The organism is Stenotrophomonas sp. MH181796 (genome assembly GCF_009659995.1).
Taxonomy (GTDB): Bacteria; Pseudomonadota; Gammaproteobacteria; order Xanthomonadales; family Xanthomonadaceae; genus Stenotrophomonas; species Stenotrophomonas riyadhensis.
The window spans coordinates 371,201-387,454 of record NZ_RAHU01000008.1 but is presented as its reverse complement, the minus strand read 5'-3'; the positions used below and the strand labels follow the sequence as shown (position 1 = coordinate 387,454).

At 67.4% G+C, this 16,254-nt stretch carries 19 protein-coding genes; 12 read left to right on the top strand and 7 right to left on the bottom strand.

What is annotated here, in order from left to right; all coding sequences use genetic code 11:
- Nucleotides 1-5: 5 nt before the first annotated feature.
- Complete coding sequence (locus D5301_RS21100) at nucleotides 6-896, top strand: SPOR domain-containing protein (RefSeq protein WP_110710801.1); 891 nt, start codon at nucleotides 6-8, stop codon at nucleotides 894-896.
- A 120-nt stretch (nucleotides 897-1,016) separates the two neighbouring features.
- On the opposite strand, the gene D5301_RS21095 is transcribed toward D5301_RS21100, so the two are convergent.
- Nucleotides 1,017-1,769, bottom strand: coding sequence for an SDR family NAD(P)-dependent oxidoreductase (locus D5301_RS21095; protein WP_110710800.1), 753 nt, complete (start codon nucleotides 1,767-1,769; stop codon nucleotides 1,017-1,019).
- 116 nt (nucleotides 1,770-1,885) lie between these two features.
- On the opposite strand from D5301_RS21095, the gene D5301_RS21090 reads away from it, so the two are divergent.
- Entirely contained in the window at nucleotides 1,886-2,353 is a 468-nt protein-coding gene (locus tag D5301_RS21090; RefSeq protein ID WP_005411992.1) for a DUF1456 family protein, read from the top strand.
- Here the strand turns inward: D5301_RS21090 and D5301_RS21085 are convergent.
- Nucleotides 2,322-3,209 carry a LysR family transcriptional regulator gene (locus tag D5301_RS21085; protein WP_110710799.1) on the bottom strand — a complete coding sequence of 296 codons (888 nt, stop codon included), beginning with the start codon at nucleotides 3,207-3,209 and terminating at the stop codon, nucleotides 2,322-2,324. The genes D5301_RS21090 and D5301_RS21085 overlap by 32 nt on opposite strands.
- Nucleotides 3,210-3,353: 144 nt before the next feature.
- On the opposite strand from D5301_RS21085, the gene D5301_RS21080 reads away from it, so the two are divergent.
- Nucleotides 3,354-4,502, top strand: coding sequence for an MFS transporter (locus D5301_RS21080; protein ID WP_153856794.1), 1,149 nt, complete (start codon nucleotides 3,354-3,356; stop codon nucleotides 4,500-4,502).
- Here D5301_RS21080 and D5301_RS21075 read toward each other — a convergent pair.
- The gene (locus tag D5301_RS21075; RefSeq protein ID WP_180859510.1) at nucleotides 4,499-5,197 is read right to left on the bottom strand and encodes a TorF family putative porin; all 699 of its coding nucleotides are present in this window, start codon (nucleotides 5,195-5,197) and stop codon (nucleotides 4,499-4,501) included. The two genes, D5301_RS21080 and D5301_RS21075, sit on opposite strands and share 4 nt — an antisense overlap.
- 179 nt (nucleotides 5,198-5,376) lie before the next feature.
- On the opposite strand from D5301_RS21075, the gene D5301_RS21070 reads away from it, so the two are divergent.
- A complete protein-coding gene (locus D5301_RS21070) occupies nucleotides 5,377-5,766 on the top strand; it encodes a DUF6165 family protein (protein WP_049448701.1) in 390 nt (129 codons plus the stop codon).
- Nucleotides 5,767-5,778: 12 nt separating this feature from the next.
- On the opposite strand, the gene D5301_RS21065 is transcribed toward D5301_RS21070, so the two are convergent.
- Nucleotides 5,779-6,450: a response regulator transcription factor gene (locus tag D5301_RS21065; RefSeq protein WP_153856763.1), complete on the bottom strand. Its 672-nt coding sequence runs from the start codon at nucleotides 6,448-6,450 to the stop codon at nucleotides 5,779-5,781.
- Nucleotides 6,451-6,639: 189 nt separating this feature from the next.
- A complete protein-coding gene (locus tag D5301_RS21060) occupies nucleotides 6,640-7,212 on the bottom strand; it encodes an Ax21 family protein (RefSeq protein ID WP_032130335.1) in 573 nt (190 codons plus the stop codon).
- Between the two features lie 283 nt (nucleotides 7,213-7,495).
- Here D5301_RS21060 and D5301_RS21055 point away from each other — a divergent pair, with 283 nt between their 5' ends.
- Nucleotides 7,496-7,855 carry a DUF1428 domain-containing protein gene (locus tag D5301_RS21055; protein ID WP_049455507.1) on the top strand — a complete coding sequence of 120 codons (360 nt, stop codon included), beginning with the start codon at nucleotides 7,496-7,498 and terminating at the stop codon, nucleotides 7,853-7,855.
- Between the two features lie 15 nt (nucleotides 7,856-7,870).
- Here D5301_RS21055 and D5301_RS21050 read toward each other — a convergent pair whose 3' ends face one another.
- Both D5301_RS21050 and D5301_RS21045 read right to left on the bottom strand, forming a co-directional pair.
- Nucleotides 7,871-8,557 carry a hypothetical protein gene (locus D5301_RS21050; protein WP_110710794.1) on the bottom strand — a complete coding sequence of 229 codons (687 nt, stop codon included), beginning with the start codon at nucleotides 8,555-8,557 and terminating at the stop codon, nucleotides 7,871-7,873.
- 107 nt (nucleotides 8,558-8,664) lie between these two features.
- The gene (locus D5301_RS21045) at nucleotides 8,665-9,558 is read right to left on the bottom strand and encodes a histone (protein WP_153856762.1); all 894 of its coding nucleotides are present in this window, start codon (nucleotides 9,556-9,558) and stop codon (nucleotides 8,665-8,667) included.
- Nucleotides 9,559-10,049: 491 nt separating this feature from the next.
- On the opposite strand from D5301_RS21045, the gene D5301_RS21040 reads away from it, so the two are divergent.
- The 7 genes from D5301_RS21040 to D5301_RS21010 all read left to right on the top strand — a co-directional run bounded on the left by D5301_RS21040 (nucleotide 10,050) and on the right by D5301_RS21010 (nucleotide 16,180).
- Nucleotides 10,050-11,483: a Do family serine endopeptidase gene (locus tag D5301_RS21040; protein WP_110710793.1), complete on the top strand. Its 1,434-nt coding sequence runs from the start codon at nucleotides 10,050-10,052 to the stop codon at nucleotides 11,481-11,483.
- Nucleotides 11,484-11,584: 101 nt separating this feature from the next.
- The gene (locus D5301_RS21035) at nucleotides 11,585-11,950 is read left to right on the top strand and encodes a hypothetical protein (RefSeq protein WP_004153835.1); all 366 of its coding nucleotides are present in this window, start codon (nucleotides 11,585-11,587) and stop codon (nucleotides 11,948-11,950) included.
- An 8-nt stretch (nucleotides 11,951-11,958) separates the two neighbouring features.
- Complete coding sequence (locus D5301_RS21030; RefSeq protein WP_004153834.1) at nucleotides 11,959-12,429, top strand: phage holin family protein; 471 nt, start codon at nucleotides 11,959-11,961, stop codon at nucleotides 12,427-12,429.
- Complete coding sequence (locus D5301_RS21025) at nucleotides 12,426-12,881, top strand: protein sip-5 (protein ID WP_110710792.1); 456 nt, start codon at nucleotides 12,426-12,428, stop codon at nucleotides 12,879-12,881. The genes D5301_RS21030 and D5301_RS21025 overlap by 4 nt, the downstream gene beginning before the upstream one ends.
- 67 nt (nucleotides 12,882-12,948) lie before the next feature.
- A complete protein-coding gene (locus tag D5301_RS21020) occupies nucleotides 12,949-14,058 on the top strand; it encodes an AI-2E family transporter (protein WP_110710791.1) in 1,110 nt (369 codons plus the stop codon).
- Between the two features lie 31 nt (nucleotides 14,059-14,089).
- The gene (locus D5301_RS21015) at nucleotides 14,090-14,809 is read left to right on the top strand and encodes an HAD-IA family hydrolase (RefSeq protein ID WP_164162262.1); all 720 of its coding nucleotides are present in this window, start codon (nucleotides 14,090-14,092) and stop codon (nucleotides 14,807-14,809) included.
- Between the two features lie 3 nt (nucleotides 14,810-14,812).
- Nucleotides 14,813-16,180, top strand: coding sequence for a M17 family metallopeptidase (locus D5301_RS21010; RefSeq protein ID WP_153856760.1), 1,368 nt, complete (start codon nucleotides 14,813-14,815; stop codon nucleotides 16,178-16,180).
- The last annotated feature ends 74 nt before the right edge of the window (nucleotides 16,181-16,254 follow it).

Here is a 16,254-nt window from a genome sequence, read left to right as displayed (position 1 = left end):
TACTCATGGCAGCACGACGCGGCAAAAGCCAGGCACGACGCAACAGCGGCAGCCAGGGCACACCCGGATGGGTGTGGCTGGTGGCCGGTGTAGCGATCGCGGCCGTGGTGTTCCTGGCGGCGCCGAACCTGTTCAAGGGCGAAGGCGATGGCTTCCTGCGCGCCGGTCCGCAGCCGAACCCGAATGCGCAGCCGGCCCCGGTTGCTGATGCCGACAGCGATGTCGGCACCCAGCCGGCCGCGCAGCCGACCACGCCGAAGCCGGCCGAACCGGAAAAGCCGGCCGCCACCCAGTACGACTTCTATACCCTGCTGCCGGGCAAGGAAGTTGAAATGTCCGACGCCGAACTGGCCGCCAGCGCGCGTGCCGAGGACCAGCGCCGGGCCAAGGCCGAAGCGCAGCGCGCGCAGGCGGCACTGGAAGGCAAGCCGGTTCCGCCGCCAGCGGCTACCGCGCCGGCACCGACGGCCACGGCCAGCGTGGCCAGCACCGCACCGGTGACCGCCACCAGCCGTCCGCTGCCGGCACCGCTGAGCGAACGACCGGCTGCGGCGACGCCGCCGGCGTCGACCAGCACCACCGCCGCCACTCCGGCAGCGCGTGCGGAAACCGCGCCGACCGCGGCCACTCCCCCGGCCGCTGCGGCACCGGCTGCTGCCGACAACGCCCGCTACATCCTGCAGGCGGGTGCGTTCGGCGCCTCCGGCGACGCCGAAGCCACCAAGGCCAAGCTGGCCATGATGGGCCTGGCGGCACGCGTGGAATCGGCGCAGATCAACGGCAAGACCGTGTACCGCGTGCGCATGGGGCCATACGGCAGCGCCGGCGAACTGTCCGAAGCCAAGCAGAAGCTGGATGGCACCGGCCTGCAGGCGATGGCGATCAAGGCGCAGTGAGCCTGCCGAAGTGAATGAAAAAGCCGGGCACTGCCCGGCTTTTTTTGTTTCTGTAGCGTCGAGCCATGCTCGACTGGGGGTAGAGCAACAGTCGAGCAAGCTCGACTCTACAGACGGCGGTCAGCCTTCGCGGGCGACCTGGAAACCGGCGAAGGACTGGCTGACCGGCATCAGTTCCAGGCGATTGATGTTCAGGTGCGGCGGCAGCGTGGCCACCCAGAAAATCTGTTCGGCGATGTCTTCGGCGGTCATCGGGTTGGCGCCGGTGTAGAGCTTGTCCGACGCTGCCTGGTCGCCATGGGTACGCACCACGGTGAACTCGGTTTCGGCCATGCCCGGCTCGATCGTGGTCACGCGCACGCCGGTGCCGTGCAGGTCCGAACGCAGGCCGAGCGAGAACTGGCTGACGAAAGCCTTGGTGCCACCGTAGGCATTGCCGCCCGGATACGGGTAGACACCGGCCACCGACGAAATGTTGATGATTGCGCCCTTGCGCTCCACCAGTTGCGGCAGCAGGCGGTGGGTCAGGGTCACCAGCGCGGTGATGTTGGTGTCGATCATCGTGGTCCAGTCCGACAACTTGGCGCTCTGTGCCGGCGCAGTGCCCTGCGCCAGGCCGGCGTTGTTGACCAGCAGATCGATCTCGCCAAAGGCCGGCGGCAGTGCCAGCAGCGCCGCTTCCATCGCCACCGGATCGCGGATGTCGAAGGCGGCGGCATGCACCACGTCCTTGCCGTAGCGCTCGACCAGCGGCTGCAGGCGTTCGCCGCGGCGGCCGGTGGCGATCACCTTCCAGCCCGCCTGGGCGAAGCGGTGGACGGCGGCGGCGCCGAAGCCGGACGTGGCGCCGGTAATCAGGACAGTGCGGGTCATCAGGCAACTCCAGGGGAAAAACCAGACCCCCATTCTGGCACCGTCGGCCGGGGGTTGCGTTGCCTGATCGGCCAGATCCGGCCCCGCCTGTCGGGGTGGCCGGTACAATTGGGGCCATGATCAACAACGATGTCCTGCGCAGCGTGCGCTACTCCCTGGACCTGGGCGACCACCACGTGGTGACTCTGTGCCAGATGGCCGACCCCGCCTTCGCCGTGGATCCGGAACAGGTGAAAGCCTGGCTGCGCCGCGAGGACGAAGCCGGTTTCGAAGCGATGAGCGACAGCGCGCTGGCGCACTTCCTCGACGGCCTGATCGTGCACCTGCGCGGTCGCGATGAGAGCCAGCCTCAGCGTGCGGTGGAAACCCGCATCGACAACAACCTGGTGCTGAAGAAGCTGCGCGTCGCCTTCCAGCTGCGCGACGTCGATCTGATGGAGATCTTCGCCAGCGCCGGCTTCAACGTCTCCAAGTCGGAAGTGGGCGCATTGTTCCGCCAGCCCGGGCACACCAATTACCGGCGCTGCCTGGACCAGATGCTGCGCAATTTCCTCAAGGGCCTGAGCCTGCGCCTGCGCGGCTGAGCACGGCTTCGACAAACGCCCGCGCCGCCGGTGTCGGCAGTCGCTGCCAGACCAGGTGCACGCGGCGGGTCGGGGTCGGCTGCAGCGGAATCTGTACCACCCCCTGGAACCCGTCGGCGATCAACGCTGGCACGATGCCAACCGCCAACCCATGGCGGACGAAGCGCTCGATCAGTTCCATCAGATTGACCTCGAAGCGCACCGTATGCGGCAGGCCAGCGGCGGCGAAGGCATCGTCGGTCTGGCGGCGTGCACCGGTGCCGCGCGGAAAGTCGACCAGCGCCTCGTCCTGCAGTTCGGTCAATGGCAGCCGCTTGTGGCGGGCCAAGCGGTGCGACGGCGCCAGCACCGCCACCAGGTCTTCTTCCTGCAGCATCTGGTGGCAGACCCCGTCCAACCCCGCCGACGGCGCCAATCCGACCAGTGCCACGTCCAGCTCTCGCGACTGCACCTGCGCGATCAGGTCCTCGCTCTTGTCGACCCGCAGCTGGAACTCCACCTGCGGGTGCGCCTGCTGGAAGGCCGCCAGCATCGCCACCACATCGATGTCGGTCAGCGAGGAGATCTGCCCGATCGCCAGCAGGCCACGCACCTCGCCAGTGACGGCGGCCACGTCGGCGCGCAGGTGGCGCAGGCTGGCCAGCACCTGGCGTGCATGCACCAGCAGCGCCTCGCCGGCGGCGGTGGCCCGCACCTGGCGCGGCAGGCGCTCGAACAGCGTTGTGCCCAGTTCCTGCTCAAGATGGGCGATCTGGTGACTGAGCGCGGACTGCACCACGTGGCAGCGCTCGGCGGCGCGGGTGAAGTTACCCTCCTCGGCCAGGGCGACGGCGAACTCGAGCTGCTTGAGATTCACGCAACCATCTCATTTCCAGATGACAGGGATGATGATGATTCATTTCCATCATGGCTGCAGCAGGCGGACACTGTGCTCCCCCGCTTCCTGGAACACCGCGTGAGTCCGTCCCTTCCCCCTCTGCACCGCTGGCAGGTGCTGCTGATGTCGGTGGCTACCGGCGTGGCCGTGGCCAGCAACTACTATGCGCAGCCGCTGCTGCACACCATCGCCGATGCCTTCGGTGTGCCGTTCGGCCAGGTCGGCATGGTGGTCACCGCCGCACAGCTGAGCTATGCCGCCGGACTGATCCTGCTGGTGCCGCTGGGTGACCTGTTCGAACGCCGCCGCCTGATCGTGGTGATGAGCCTGCTGTCCGCCGGCGGGCTGGTGATCAGTGCCTGTGCGCCGTCGCTGGCCTGGCTGCTGGTGGGTACCGCGATCACCGGCCTGTTCTCGGTGGTGGCACAGGTACTGGTGCCGTTCGCGGCCACGCTGGCCGCACCGGAACATCGTGGCCGCGTGGTCGGCACATTGATGAGTGGCTTGCTGCTGGGCATCCTGCTGGCGCGCACCGTGGCCGGACTGCTTTCCAGCCTGGGCGACTGGCGCCTGGTGTATGCCATCGCCGCCGGCACCCTGGTGCTGACCGCGCTGGCGCTGCAGCGCGGCCTGCCGCGATTCCACCACAGCGCCGGCCTCGGCTATTTCGCATTGCTGCGCTCGATCGGCGTGCTGTTCGTGCAGGAGCCGGTGCTGCGCCAGCGCACCCTGCTGGGCGCCTGCAGCTTCGCCATGTTCGCGATCTTCTGGACCCCGCTCGCGTTCCTGCTGGCGCAGCCACCCTACGCCTACAGCGACGCCACCATCGGCCTGTTCGGGCTGGTCGGTGCCGCCGGCACGCTGGCTGCGGGCCTGGCCGGGCGCATGTCCGACCGCGGCCAGACCGGACGCGCCACCGCCATCGCGCTGGTGCTGTTGCTCCTGTCATGGCTGCCGCTGGGACTGTCGGCACACTCGCTGCTGGCACTGCTGGCCGGTGTGGTGGTGCTGGACCTGGCCGCGCAGCTGCTGCATGTCAGCAACCAGAACCTGATCTACGCACTGCAACCGGCGGCGCGCAACCGGCTCAACGCCGGCTACATGACCGGCTACTTCATCGGCGGTTCGCTGGGCTCGCTGCTGTCGGCGCAGGTCTACCAGCGCTTCGGCTGGACCGGGGTCTGCGTGGCCGGTGCTGCAGTGGCCGTGCTGGCCCTGCTGCTGTGGATGCCCGGCGCGCTGCGCGCACGCCAGGCTTCGGTGACTGACTAGAAGCTGCCCTGCAGCGCCAACTCCCACCGCCCACCGGCGTTGCCCGGGAACAGCCGCTTCGCTGCGTTGTCGGTGTCATGCACGGTGGCCCGCAGCTCCCACGCCGGGGTCAGCGAGGCGATGGCACTGAGCTGGCCATGCAGGTAATCGGGCCCCTGTGCGGTGGCCAGCCAGTACTGGCCTACCGCCGCTTCCAGGCGGAACCGCTCGTGCAGCGGCACCCGCACACCCAGCTGGGCATAGGTGCCGCGATGGCCACCGGCCAGTGCATCGTTGGAATGCGCCAGCTGCAGCCAGGCGCGCTGCTTCCAGGTCACGGTGGTATTGAGTTCGGTCCAGTCCAGCGCGCGGCCGGTACCTGGATACACATAGCGGGTCAGGTTGGCATCCAGTGTCCAGTCCGGTGCCAGCGCGCCGGACCAGCCTGCCACCAGGTCGAACTCGCTGCGCGCGCCATTGTCCGGTTTGAACGAAACGTTGGAGCCCCACACGCTGGCATACCAGCCCGATGCGACCGAGATCTTCGCGCCCGCCTGCACCGCCGGGTCGCCATCGCTCTGCGAGCTGCCACGCCACACGTAGTCGCTGGTCAGTGCGGCACTGCCGCTGACCTGCACCTGTGCCTGGGCGCTGCCGATGCCGAGCAGCCCTGCCAGGGCGGCCACCATCGCCGCCATCATCCCCTTGCTGTTCACTGCACTGTGTTCCTCGTTGAAGGCGGTTGCGCCGCCGGGAGCGCAGTGTCGAGGTGGTGGCCGTAACGGATCGAGGGTGCTGCCGGGCCCGTGGCGCAAATTCGGCGTAAATCCCGTGGACCGGGGGCCGCGTGCCAGCGGCGCGGTATCATGGCGCCTTGTTTCCAGGAACCAACCGCGTGGACGCCATCCTGACCCCGGTATCGATCGGCGAGCTGATCGACAAGATCACCATTCTCGAGATCAAGGCCGAGCGCATCGGCGATGTGGCCAAGCTGGCCAACGTCCGCACCGAGCTGGACGGCCTGCTGCCCTTGCTGCAGCAGCAGCTGCAGGCACAGCCGGCACTGGCCGTGCTGAAGCAGCAGCTGAAGGCGATCAACGAGCGCATGTGGGATATCCAGGACCAGCTGCGCGACAAGGAAGCAGCCCAGGTGTTCGACGATGCGTTCATCCAGCTGGCGCGTGGTGTCTATGGCACCAATGGCGAGCGCGTGCAGGTGAAGAACGAGATCAACCGCGTGGCCGGTTCGGCGCTGGTGGAAGAAAAGCAGTACCAGGGCGAATAAGCCGGCTCACCCTCATTCGAGCAGATGCCGGATGCGGAACAGTTCGCCGTCACTGCGGATGCCGAGCTTGCGATAGGCGGTCCGCTTCTGCGTACTGATCGTGCTGGCCGTACGGCCGAAACGCCGTGCGACCTCGCCGGTGCTGCAGCCCTGCAGGACCAGCCGGAGCACTTCGCGCTCACGTCGGCTCAATGCTGCGAGCAGCGGCTCCGGTGTCCGCCGCATCCGCGATCGACTCAACGGCGTGCGCAGTTCCGGCGGTACGAAGCGTCCGCCACGGACCAACACATCGACCGCGCGTCGCAGCATGTCCGGCGAAGTCTCCTTGGACAGGAAGCCGCGCGCGCCGGCCTGCATCGCCAGGGTCACCGTGCTGGCATTGCAGTGTGCGGACAGCACCAGCACCGGCAGCAGCGGCCAGCGCCGTGACAGCAGGCGAAGCAGGGACAATCCTTCCCCGGGCCCATGCGATGCCAGCAGATCGACCAGCAGCAGGTCGATGTCGCCGGGCTGGCGCTGCAGCAGGTTGAACAGTTCGCGCTCACAGGTGAAGCTGGCACAGACCTGCACGCCAGCGTGCCGGCGCAGTACGACTTCCACCCCCAGCCGAAGTACTGGATGCGGCGCCAGCATGGCCAGGCGGCAGGGCCGGTCGAGACACAGAGCGGGAACGGCAGGCGGCATCACACAGATCCGGCAATACGAAGTACCCACCGTAGGTCGGTGCTGCGGTCAGCGGAATCCAATTTATTGCAACAGAGCACGACCGGGGCGTGTGGTCAGGCGCGGTTTCGTTTCCCCACAACGCAACAGGCCCGGCAGAAGCCGGGCCTGTCGAGGCATCTTCAGCGCGCAGGCGCGCCGAGGAAGCAATTACCAGCTGAAGCGCGGGCCGACGGTGTATTCCTTGTCGCCGTCGCGGTTCATCTTCAGCTCGCCGTTCAGGCCCCAGTTCTGGTTCAGCTTGACCTGACCGCCCAGGCGACCGTACCACTGGCCTTCCGGATTGATGCCGTGCTTCTTCGAGAAGTCTTCGTAGCCGACCATGCCGTAGACTTCGGCGTGGGCACCGAAGGCGGTGCGGATACCGGCTTCAGCGCTGTAGCCGTTGAAGTCCAGGCCGTGCTTCTGGTCGCGCTTCTGGTAGGCAACGCGGGCAACGAAGTCGGTGGTCGGAGCGATTTCAACGTTGTAGCCGGCGCCGATCTTCCACTGGTCCAGCTTGATGTTGGTGTGGTCGATTTCCTGGCGGCTGTACTCACCGAAGGCGTGGAAGTTCGGCAGGAAGCCGTAGGAACCCTTCACGCCCCAGCCGTCGGCCTTGAACGCGTCGATGTCGGTCTTGGCGTAGTCAGCTTCGGCGTAGTTGTACGACAGGTTCTCAGCAGCCGAGGCGGTGAACGGCAGGGCAGCGGCCAGGGCCAGAGCAATCAGCGAATTCTTCATGGGGGTACACCTTTACTTTCTTATGGTGTGCAGCAGCGCCAGGGCGCCATCGCATCGGGAATGTAAATTCTCCGTTATTCGCCACAACGCTCCCTGAAAACAGCGGTCTTCGCATTGCTGAATTTTTTGGCTTGATTCAGGCTGCGTCTGGCATACGCGCGCGGCGCGCGTGCATTTCATGGGCTACAACGAACGTGCGCTGCTGAATTGTCGATCCATGACGCCCTGGTTCGTCGGGTACTTGAAGGCCGTGCATGCGGCACGGTCCATCCGGAGGCAGGCAATGAGCTACATCGATGGTTTCGTCCTGGCGGTGCCCACCGCCAACAAGGAGAAGTTCCTCGCCCATGCACGCACAGGCGATCCCGTTTTCATCGAGTACGGCGCGCTGCGTGTGGTCGAATGCTGGGGTGACGACGTACCGCACGGCAAGACCACCGACTTCTTCGGCGCGGTGAAAGCCACGCCGGATGAGACGGTGGTGTTTTCCTGGATCGAATGGCCGGACAAGCCGACCCGCGACGCCGGCATGAAGAAGATGATGGAAGACCCGCGGTTTGATCCGGCGAAGAATCCGATGCCGTTCGACGGCGCGCGGATGATCTACGGTGGGTTCGTACCGCTCTACGAGCTGACGCGCTGAATCCGGCGGACGTGCTCAGCGCGCGTCCGTGTCATCGCTGGCAGACGCATGGCCGGCGCCCAGAGCGGCGCCGGCGCCGAGGCCCACACCGCCCATGCCGGCCCCCATTCCGCCACCGCCACCACCACCCGCACGACCGCCCTTGGCATCGCCGTCGTTGCGGCCCTTGCCGCCACCACTGGCAGCGGGTCGGGTTGGTCCCTGCGGCGGTATCTGCAGGTCGGTCGGAATCGGCGCCAGATCCAGCGCTTCGCGCACGAAGTCGCGCAGCGAGACCACCAGTTCGTGGGTGTGCACCGGCCGCCCCTGTGCCAGTTCGTTGGCCGCGCGCGCGGCCAACCGCACCTGTTCGTCGGTGCCCAGCAACAGGATGTCCGACAACGCGGCCTCGACGGCATCGCGGATGCGGCGCGCGCGATCCGAGCGGGGTTCGGCGATGCCTTCGGCATCTTCGCGCTGGCGCAGGTCGCGGCGATGGCTGGGATCCACGCCCAGTTCGCCAGTGAAGGAACCGCCCAGGGTCTTGTAGGCCGCCATCAGCGTGCGCAGCCGCTCATTGATCTGCCGGTTCTCGCGCTCGCGGCGCTGCTGCAGGGTCTGCATCACCAGCAGGCGGATGCCCACGCCCAGCAGGGTGATCAGGACCAGGCCAGCCAACGTGGACAGCACGCCCTGCCAGGAACTGAAGTCGATACCACGCATGCCCGGGGCTCCGGCGGGAAGAACCTGCATCTTGCCCCATGGGGTGTCCCAGAAACGCGAAAGGCCCCACCACCCGTTGGGTGGCAGGGCCTTCGGTCACGGCGCCATTACTTGCGCTTGGCGACCTTGCGCACGGCCTTCTTGGCCGGAGCCTTCTTGGCGGCGACCTTCTTCAGCGGCGCAGCCTTCTTGGCGACCGTCTTGCGGGTGGCGGCAACCTTCTTGCCCACCGCCTTCTTGGCAACGGCGGTCTTCTTGCCGACAACCTTCTTGGCAGCAGCGGTCTTCTTGCCGACGGCCTTCTTGGCGACAGCAGCCTTCTTGCCGACAACCTTCTTGGCGGCCGCGGTCTTCTTGGTGGCGACCTTCTTGGTAGCGGCAACCTTCTTGCCGACAACCTTCTTGGCAGCCACGGCCTTCTTGCCAGCGACCTTCTTGGCGGCGACGGTCTTCTTGGCCACGGCCTTCTTGGCGGTAGCGACCTTCTTGCCGACAACCTTCTTGGCGGCCGCGGTCTTCTTGGCAACGGTCTTCTTGGCGACGCCGGCCTTCTTGGTGGCGGCCTTCTTCACGGTGGCGACCTTCTTGCCGGCAGCCTTGGTGGCGGCCTTGGTGGTCTTCTTGGCAGCAGCGGCCTTCTTGGTCACGGCCTTGCCTGCAGCCGCCTTCTTCTTGGCCACTTCCTTCTTCAGGGCAGCGGCTTCGGCCTTGGCGTTCTTCTTGGCGGCTTCCAGCTTCTTCTTGGCGTTGGCAACGGTCTTGCCGACCGACTTGGCAGCCTTCTCGGCCTTCTTGGCAACGGTCTTCTCAACCTTGGCCACAGCCTTCTTGGCCTTGGCAACGCGGGTACCGGCAGCCTTGGTGGCGCGCTTGACGGTCTTCTTGACCGACTTCACGGCGTCTTCGGCGGCGTGGGCGATGGTCTCGCCGACGTTGGTGGCGGTTTCTTTCACGTTCTCGACGGCGTCGGTCACGACCGACACACCATTACCGTTGCTCATGTTGCCCTCCTGGGGGCCTTAAGTATCAAAACGGGGCGATGCTATACCGACATTGACGATCGTGGAACGGGGCATGCGCCCGCAATCGCATCTGATGCGACGGCAATGGTGTAGCCCACCACCCTCATCAACGCTGCCGTCGTGCACGAAACCCCTTCTTTTCAGTGCTGCGCCGCAAGGTCACGGCGGGCGGAAGCGTTCGTCGCATGCGCCCGCTCAATTGCAGCCGAAGGCGTGCGATATGGCGCATCGCGGCACCGGGATGCGCAGAACTGCGCAAGTATCGGCCTGTATCGCGCCACGCCCGGGCGCGTATCCACGGTGCGTGGCGCACGGATCGCGCTGTCGCCAACGGCTCATTCGCGGCGCGCGCGGTCGGCGCTCCGGGCGCCCGGTTTTCATGGCGCATTTATCCAGATCGCGACACACTCATTCAGCTTGTTTTACCGTAGGGCCGAACCGCCCCCACCCACGCCAGCGAACCGACTCCCATGCGACCGCTTCCCACCCTGCTCACGCTCGCAATCGCCGCCGCCTTCGGTGGCTTCGTTGCCACCGGCATCAATGCGCACCTGGACAACCGGGCCGATGCCGCACCGCTGCCAGCGGTCTTGCCGACCAGCGCCGCACTGCCGGCCTCGGTGGCCGGGCAGGCGGTGCCGTCGCTGGCACCGATGCTGGAAAAGGCGATGCCGGCGGTGGTCAGCGTCAACACCAAGCAGGTGGTGCGCGTGCGCAACCCCTTCTTCAATGACCCGTTCTTCCGCCGCCTGTTCCCGGACATCCCGCAGGAACGCATCAACGAATCGCTCGGCTCCGGCGTGATCATCGACGCCAAGGAAGGCCTGGTACTGACCAACCACCATGTCATCGACAACGCCGATGACGTGCAGGTGACACTGGCCGACGGGCGCACGGTCAAGGCGGAGTTCCTCGGTTCGGACCGCGATACCGACATCGCACTGATCCGCATCCCGGCGCAGAACCTGACCGACATCAAGCTCGGCAACAGCGACCAGCTGCGGGTGGGCGACTTCGTGGTGGCGATCGGCAACCCGTTCGGTTTCAGCCAGACGGTCACCTCGGGCATCGTCTCGGCGGTGGGCCGCAGCGGCATCCGCGGGCTGGGCTACCAGAACTTCATCCAGACCGATGCGTCGATCAACCCGGGCAATTCCGGTGGTGCGCTGGTCGACCTGCAGGGCCAGCTGGTCGGCATCAATACCGCCAGCTTCAACCCACAGGGCAGCATGGCCGGCAACATCGGCCTGGGCCTGGCGATTCCGTCCAACCTGGCGCGCAGCGTGGTCGACCAGCTGGTCAAGCACGGTGTGGTGGTGCGTGGCACGCTGGGCGTGGAGAGCCAGAACCTGACCGCACAGATCGCGCAGGGGCTGGGCCTGGGTGAAACCCGTGGTGCGCTGATCACCCGGGTACTGGCCGGTTCGGCCGCTGCCGCAGCCGGGCTGAAGCCGGGCGATGTGGTGGTCTCGGCCAACGGCCAACGCGTGGACAGCGCTGAAGCCCTGCACAACGTGGAAGGCCTGGCCGCGGTCGGCAGCCCGCTGACGCTGGACGTGCGCCGCGAAGGCAAGCCGCTGCAGATCAAGGCAACGCTGAAGGAACAGGCCCGCGCAGTCACCGGCGACAGCCTAGATCCGCGCCTGGGCGGCGCCACCTTCGTCGACCTGCCGGAGTCGCTGCGCCAATCGGGCGTTGGTGGCGTACTGGTCAGCGAGGTCAAGCGCGGCAGCCGCGCCGCCACCAACGGCCTGCAGCAGGGCGACATCATCACCGATGCAACGGTGGGTGAATTCGCCGACCTCGCCAGCTGGCGCGCCAATTTCCAGCAGCGCCCGCCAACGCTGGTCGTGCGCGTACTGCGCAACAATGGCCAGCAGCAGGGCCAGCTCGTGATGCGCTGATCGCCCAGCCGTAACACCTCCTATACCCCGGCAATGCTATTGCTGTCAGTCCAGGTCGGCACCGCCGACACCCGTTCCCCCATCGCAACAGGAGTGATTCGATGAGCCCCACCAATACCGAGAACCTGAAGGAACACCTGGGTGAAGCCGGTTCCCACCTGAAGCAGGCCGCCACGGCCGCCGGCGGTGCGATCAAGGGCGCAACCGGTGCCGCGACCGACGAACTGCGCATCGGCAAGGCCAACGTCAAGGCCGAACTGTCCGACAGCGCGCTGTCCGGCCTGGCCGCCGCCGAGTTCGGTGGTGCCGCTGCCAAGGAACAGGTCGACGCACTGATGGACAAGGGCAAGGACCTGATCGACAGCGCCGCCGAGCTGATCCGTGAGCGTCCGCTGGCCTCGTTCGGCGTCGCCTTCGCTGCCGGCTGGATCATCGCCAAGCTGGCCCGCGGCAGCAGCGACAAGTAAGCCGCGGCGTGAGCGAAGACAACGCGCAAGCCCCTGATCCGGCGGCCACCCCGCCGCTGGATGAGAGCATCCGCCAGGTCGGCGCGGCCGGTCGTGCCGCTGCCGATTCGGCCAAGCATTCGCTGCGTTCGCTGCGCCGGTTGGCCTCGGCCGACTTCGCACTGGCACGCAGCGCGTTCGGCCGTGCGCTGGCCTGGGCCGGCGTGGCGATCGTGTTCGGTGCCTCTGCCTGGCTGCTGATGGCCGCCACCCTCATCGCCCTGCTGCAGAGCTGGGGCCTGAGCTGGCTGCAGGCCCTGCTGATCACCTCGTTGCTCAGCCTGGCCGTCACCGGTTACGCGATCTGGCGGGTGTCCTACTTCTTCCACCACACCGGCATGCACGCCACCCGGCGCCAGCTGTCACGCCTGGGCCTGTTCGACGAGCCCAGCGAAGACGATCCCGATGCCGATGTGCAGCTGCCGGAGGGCAAGCCATGAAGTTCGGTGCGCTGCAACGGCGGGTGAAACGCTGCGAACAGGTGGTGACCGTGCGCCTGGTTGAAACCCAGGACCACTGGTCCACGCTCAGCCAGGTCTGGCGACAGGGCTGGTCACCGCTGCGCATCGTGGTGGTCGGTCTGGCCGGTGGCTTCATTGCCGGCAAGCTGGAAGTACCCGGCAAGGTCAACGGTGCCCGCTGGCTGCAGATGGTGGGTTCGGTCTCGAACCTGTTCGCCAGCGCGCAGGCCGCGTTCGCCACGGCGATGGCGGCGCAGGCGGCAGCCAGCGCCGACGACGCGGCCGAAGAAGCCGACGAAGCCAGTGAGCAGGTGCAGGCGACCGCGTCGGCATCCACCGCTCGGCCGGCACCAGCGGCGCAATCCGCCGCGGAACCGGAACTGCGCGAACCGCGCCCGGCCGAGGCCGCCACCGAGCTGTCCGAACGTTGATCCACGAAATCCGCCGCGCCGATCGCGGCCGGCGGATAATGCGCTCCCCTTTCCGGTTGATGCGTCGATGAGCGAGTCCCTCCTGTCCCCGCCACCGGCCGGCCCCGACGAGCCAGAGGCAGCGCTGCCACCGCCGTCGCGCCCGCGCGGGCCGATGTCGCTGGTGGTGCTTGCGACCCTGGCGGTGGGCTACACGCTGTGGGCCGCACAGGACATCATCCTGCCGGTGCTGCTGGCGATGTTCTTCGCGCTGGTCGGCAACCCGATCCTGCGCCTGCTGCAGAAGCTGTGGATTCCGCGCGCGCTGGGCGCACTGTTGATCCTCGGTGCGGGCCTGGGCGTGACCGGTTCATTGGCCGTGCAGCTGATCGGCCCGGCGATGGAATGGGCGCAGGAAGCCCCACAGCAGCTGCGCAAGGTCGCCCGTCAGGTGCAGGACCTGACCAAGCCGGTGCAGCAGGCCAACCAGGCGGCGGAGAACTTCGCGCGCGTGGCCGGTGGTGACAGCAACCACAAGGTGCAGGTGATCCGCACCCAGCTGGACGACCCGTACCGCATGCTGACCCGCGCGCCGCGGCTGGCGGCTTCGGTACTGGCGGTGGTGCTGCTGACCCTGTTCTTCATGATCTACGGGCAGAGCCTGCAACGCGCAGCGATCGCCCTGTTCCCGAACCGCCAGCAGCAGCGCTTCACCAGCGACATCCTGCGGTCGATCGAGCGCGAGGTCTCTCGCTACGTGCTGACCATCAGCGTGATCAACACCCTGGTCGGGCTGGTGTTCGCCGGTGTGTTGATGCTGTTCGGCATCGGTCTGCAGGAAGCCCTGCTGTGGGGCACGGTGGCTGCATTGCTGAATTTCGCCCCGTATGTCGGTCCGCTGATCGGCGTGGCGCTGATGCTGCTGATGGGCTTCGTCGAGTTCCGCGACCCCCTGCAGGCCCTGCTGCCGGCCGCCGCCTATCTGGGCCTGCACACCCTGGAAGGGCAGATGGTGACCCCGATCGTGCTGGGCCGGCGCATGAAGCTGTCACCGCTGGTGCTGATCCTGGCGCTGATGGTGTTCGGCTGGGCCTGGGGCATGATCGGCCTGCTGCTGGCGGTGCCGCTGCTGGTCTGCATCAAGCTGGTGCTGGCACGGCTGGACGGCATGCAGGGCTGGGCGCGGCTGCTGGAATGAAAGCCCGTGCGGGCAGGGGTAGAATGGCGGGGTGAATTTCCCAGTCCAAGCCATCACCCTCGACCTTGACGACACGCTGTGGCCGTTCGCTCCGATCGGCGCCCGCATCGACCTGGTCCTGCACGAGTGGATGCGTGAACACAGCCCCGCCACCGCCGAAATGTATCCGGTGGCGGCGATGCGCGAACTGCGCGAGCGCCTGTACCACGCCCATCCGCACCTCCATCACGACCTGAGCGCACTGCGCCGGCTGACCCTGCACGAAGCGCTGCACACCAGCGGTGCCAGCCTGGAGCTGCTGGAACCGGCGTATGAAGTGTTCTACGCCGCGCGCAACCAGGTCGAGTGCTACCCCGATGCGATCGACGCACTGGCGCGGATTGCCGCGCGGGTGCCGGTGGCGGCGCTGAGCAACGGCAATGCCGATCTGGAGCGAATCGGCCTGGCCCATCATTTCGCCTTCCAGCTGGGCGCGCGCGAACACGGCGCAGCCAAGCCGGAGGCGAGCATCTTCCATGCCGCCTGCACCCGCCTGGGTGTGGCGCCGGCACAGGTACTGCACGTCGGCGACCATGCCGAAATGGACGTGGCCGGGGCGATCGCCGCCGGCCTGCGCGGGTGCTGGATCAACCGCGAAGCAGCCACCTGGACCCATCCGCAGCTGCAGCCGGACCTGCAGTTCGACACCCTCACCGGTTTGGCCGACTGGTTGGATGCCAACCTCGATGCCGCCGCACCCCGGAGTATCTGACGCATGAGCGAGATCACAGGCTTCACCGCCGACACCGCCGCAGCACTGCCGCTGTACGTGCTGGACCGCGAGCAGTTCGCGTCCTGGAAGGCAGGCCAGCCGGCCGCCACCCAGGCATGGCTGGCGTCGCAGGGTTTCACCGCCGGCGCGCACAGCGTGGCCCTGCTGCCCGGCACCGATGGCCTGGCCGGTGCGGTGATGGGTGTGGGTGATCGTGGTGATGCCTACAGCTATGCGCATGCCCCGCACGCGCTGCCGGAGGGCAGCGTGTGGCAGCTGGCCAGCGAACTGCCGGCCGCCGAACAAGCGCTGCTGCAGCTGGGCTGGGGCCTGGGCAGCTACCGCTTCGACCGCTACCGCAAGCGCAACCGCGCCCCGGCTCAGCTGGTGGCTGCACCGTCCGGTGAAGTGGCCGACCTGATCGCCGCCAGCCTGCGCGTGCGTGACTGGGTCAACACCCCGACCGAAGACATGGGCCCGCAGCAGCTGGAAGATGCCGCGCGCGCGCTGGCCGATGCACATGGTGCGCAGGTCGATGCGATCACCGGCGATGAACTGCTGAAGCAGAACTTCCCGGCCATCCACGCCGTGGGCCGCGCCTCGCACCGCGCACCGCGCCTGGTCGTGCTGCGCTGGGGCAAGGACACCGATCCGGCGCTGGTGCTGGTCGGCAAGGGCGTGTGCTTCGATACCGGCGGCCTGGACATCAAGCCCGCCGACGGCATGCGCAACATGAAGAAGGACATGGGCGGTGCGGCACACGCGCTGGCCCTGGCCGGCCTGGTGATGGCGCGCGGCCTGCCGGTGCGGCTGACCCTGCTGGTGCCGGCAGTGGAAAACGCGATCGGACCGGATGCCTTCCGCCCGGGCGAAGTGATCGCCACCCGCAAGGGCCTGAGCGTGGAGATCGACAACACTGACGCCGAAGGCCGCGTGATCCTGTGCGATGCGCTGACCTTCGCCAGCGAGCAGAAACCGGACCTGGTGCTGGACTTCGCCACCCTCACCGGCGCCGCGCGCATTGCGCTGGGCCCGGACCTGCCGGCGCTCTTCAGCAACGACGACAGCGTGGCCCAGCAGTGGCTGCAGGCCGGCGACGCGACACGCGACCCGGTCTGGCGCATGCCGCTGTGGCGCCCCTACCTGCGTTACCTGAGCAGCGGCATCGCCGACCTGGCCAACGCCGGTTCGCGCATGGCCGGCTCGGTGACCGCCGCGCTGTACCTGGAGCGTTTCCTGGAAGACGGCCAGCGCTGGGCGCACCTGGACGTGTACGCCTGGAACGACGGCGAACGCCCGGGCCGTCCGGCCGGTGGCGAAGCGCTGGCGCTGCGTTCGGCGTGGGCGATGCTGAAGCAGCGCTACAACTGATCGGGTGGGTGCCGACCTTGGTCGGCACGCCGTCCCCGGCAAACTTGACGAAAAATTGAATACCGGGCCTGGAA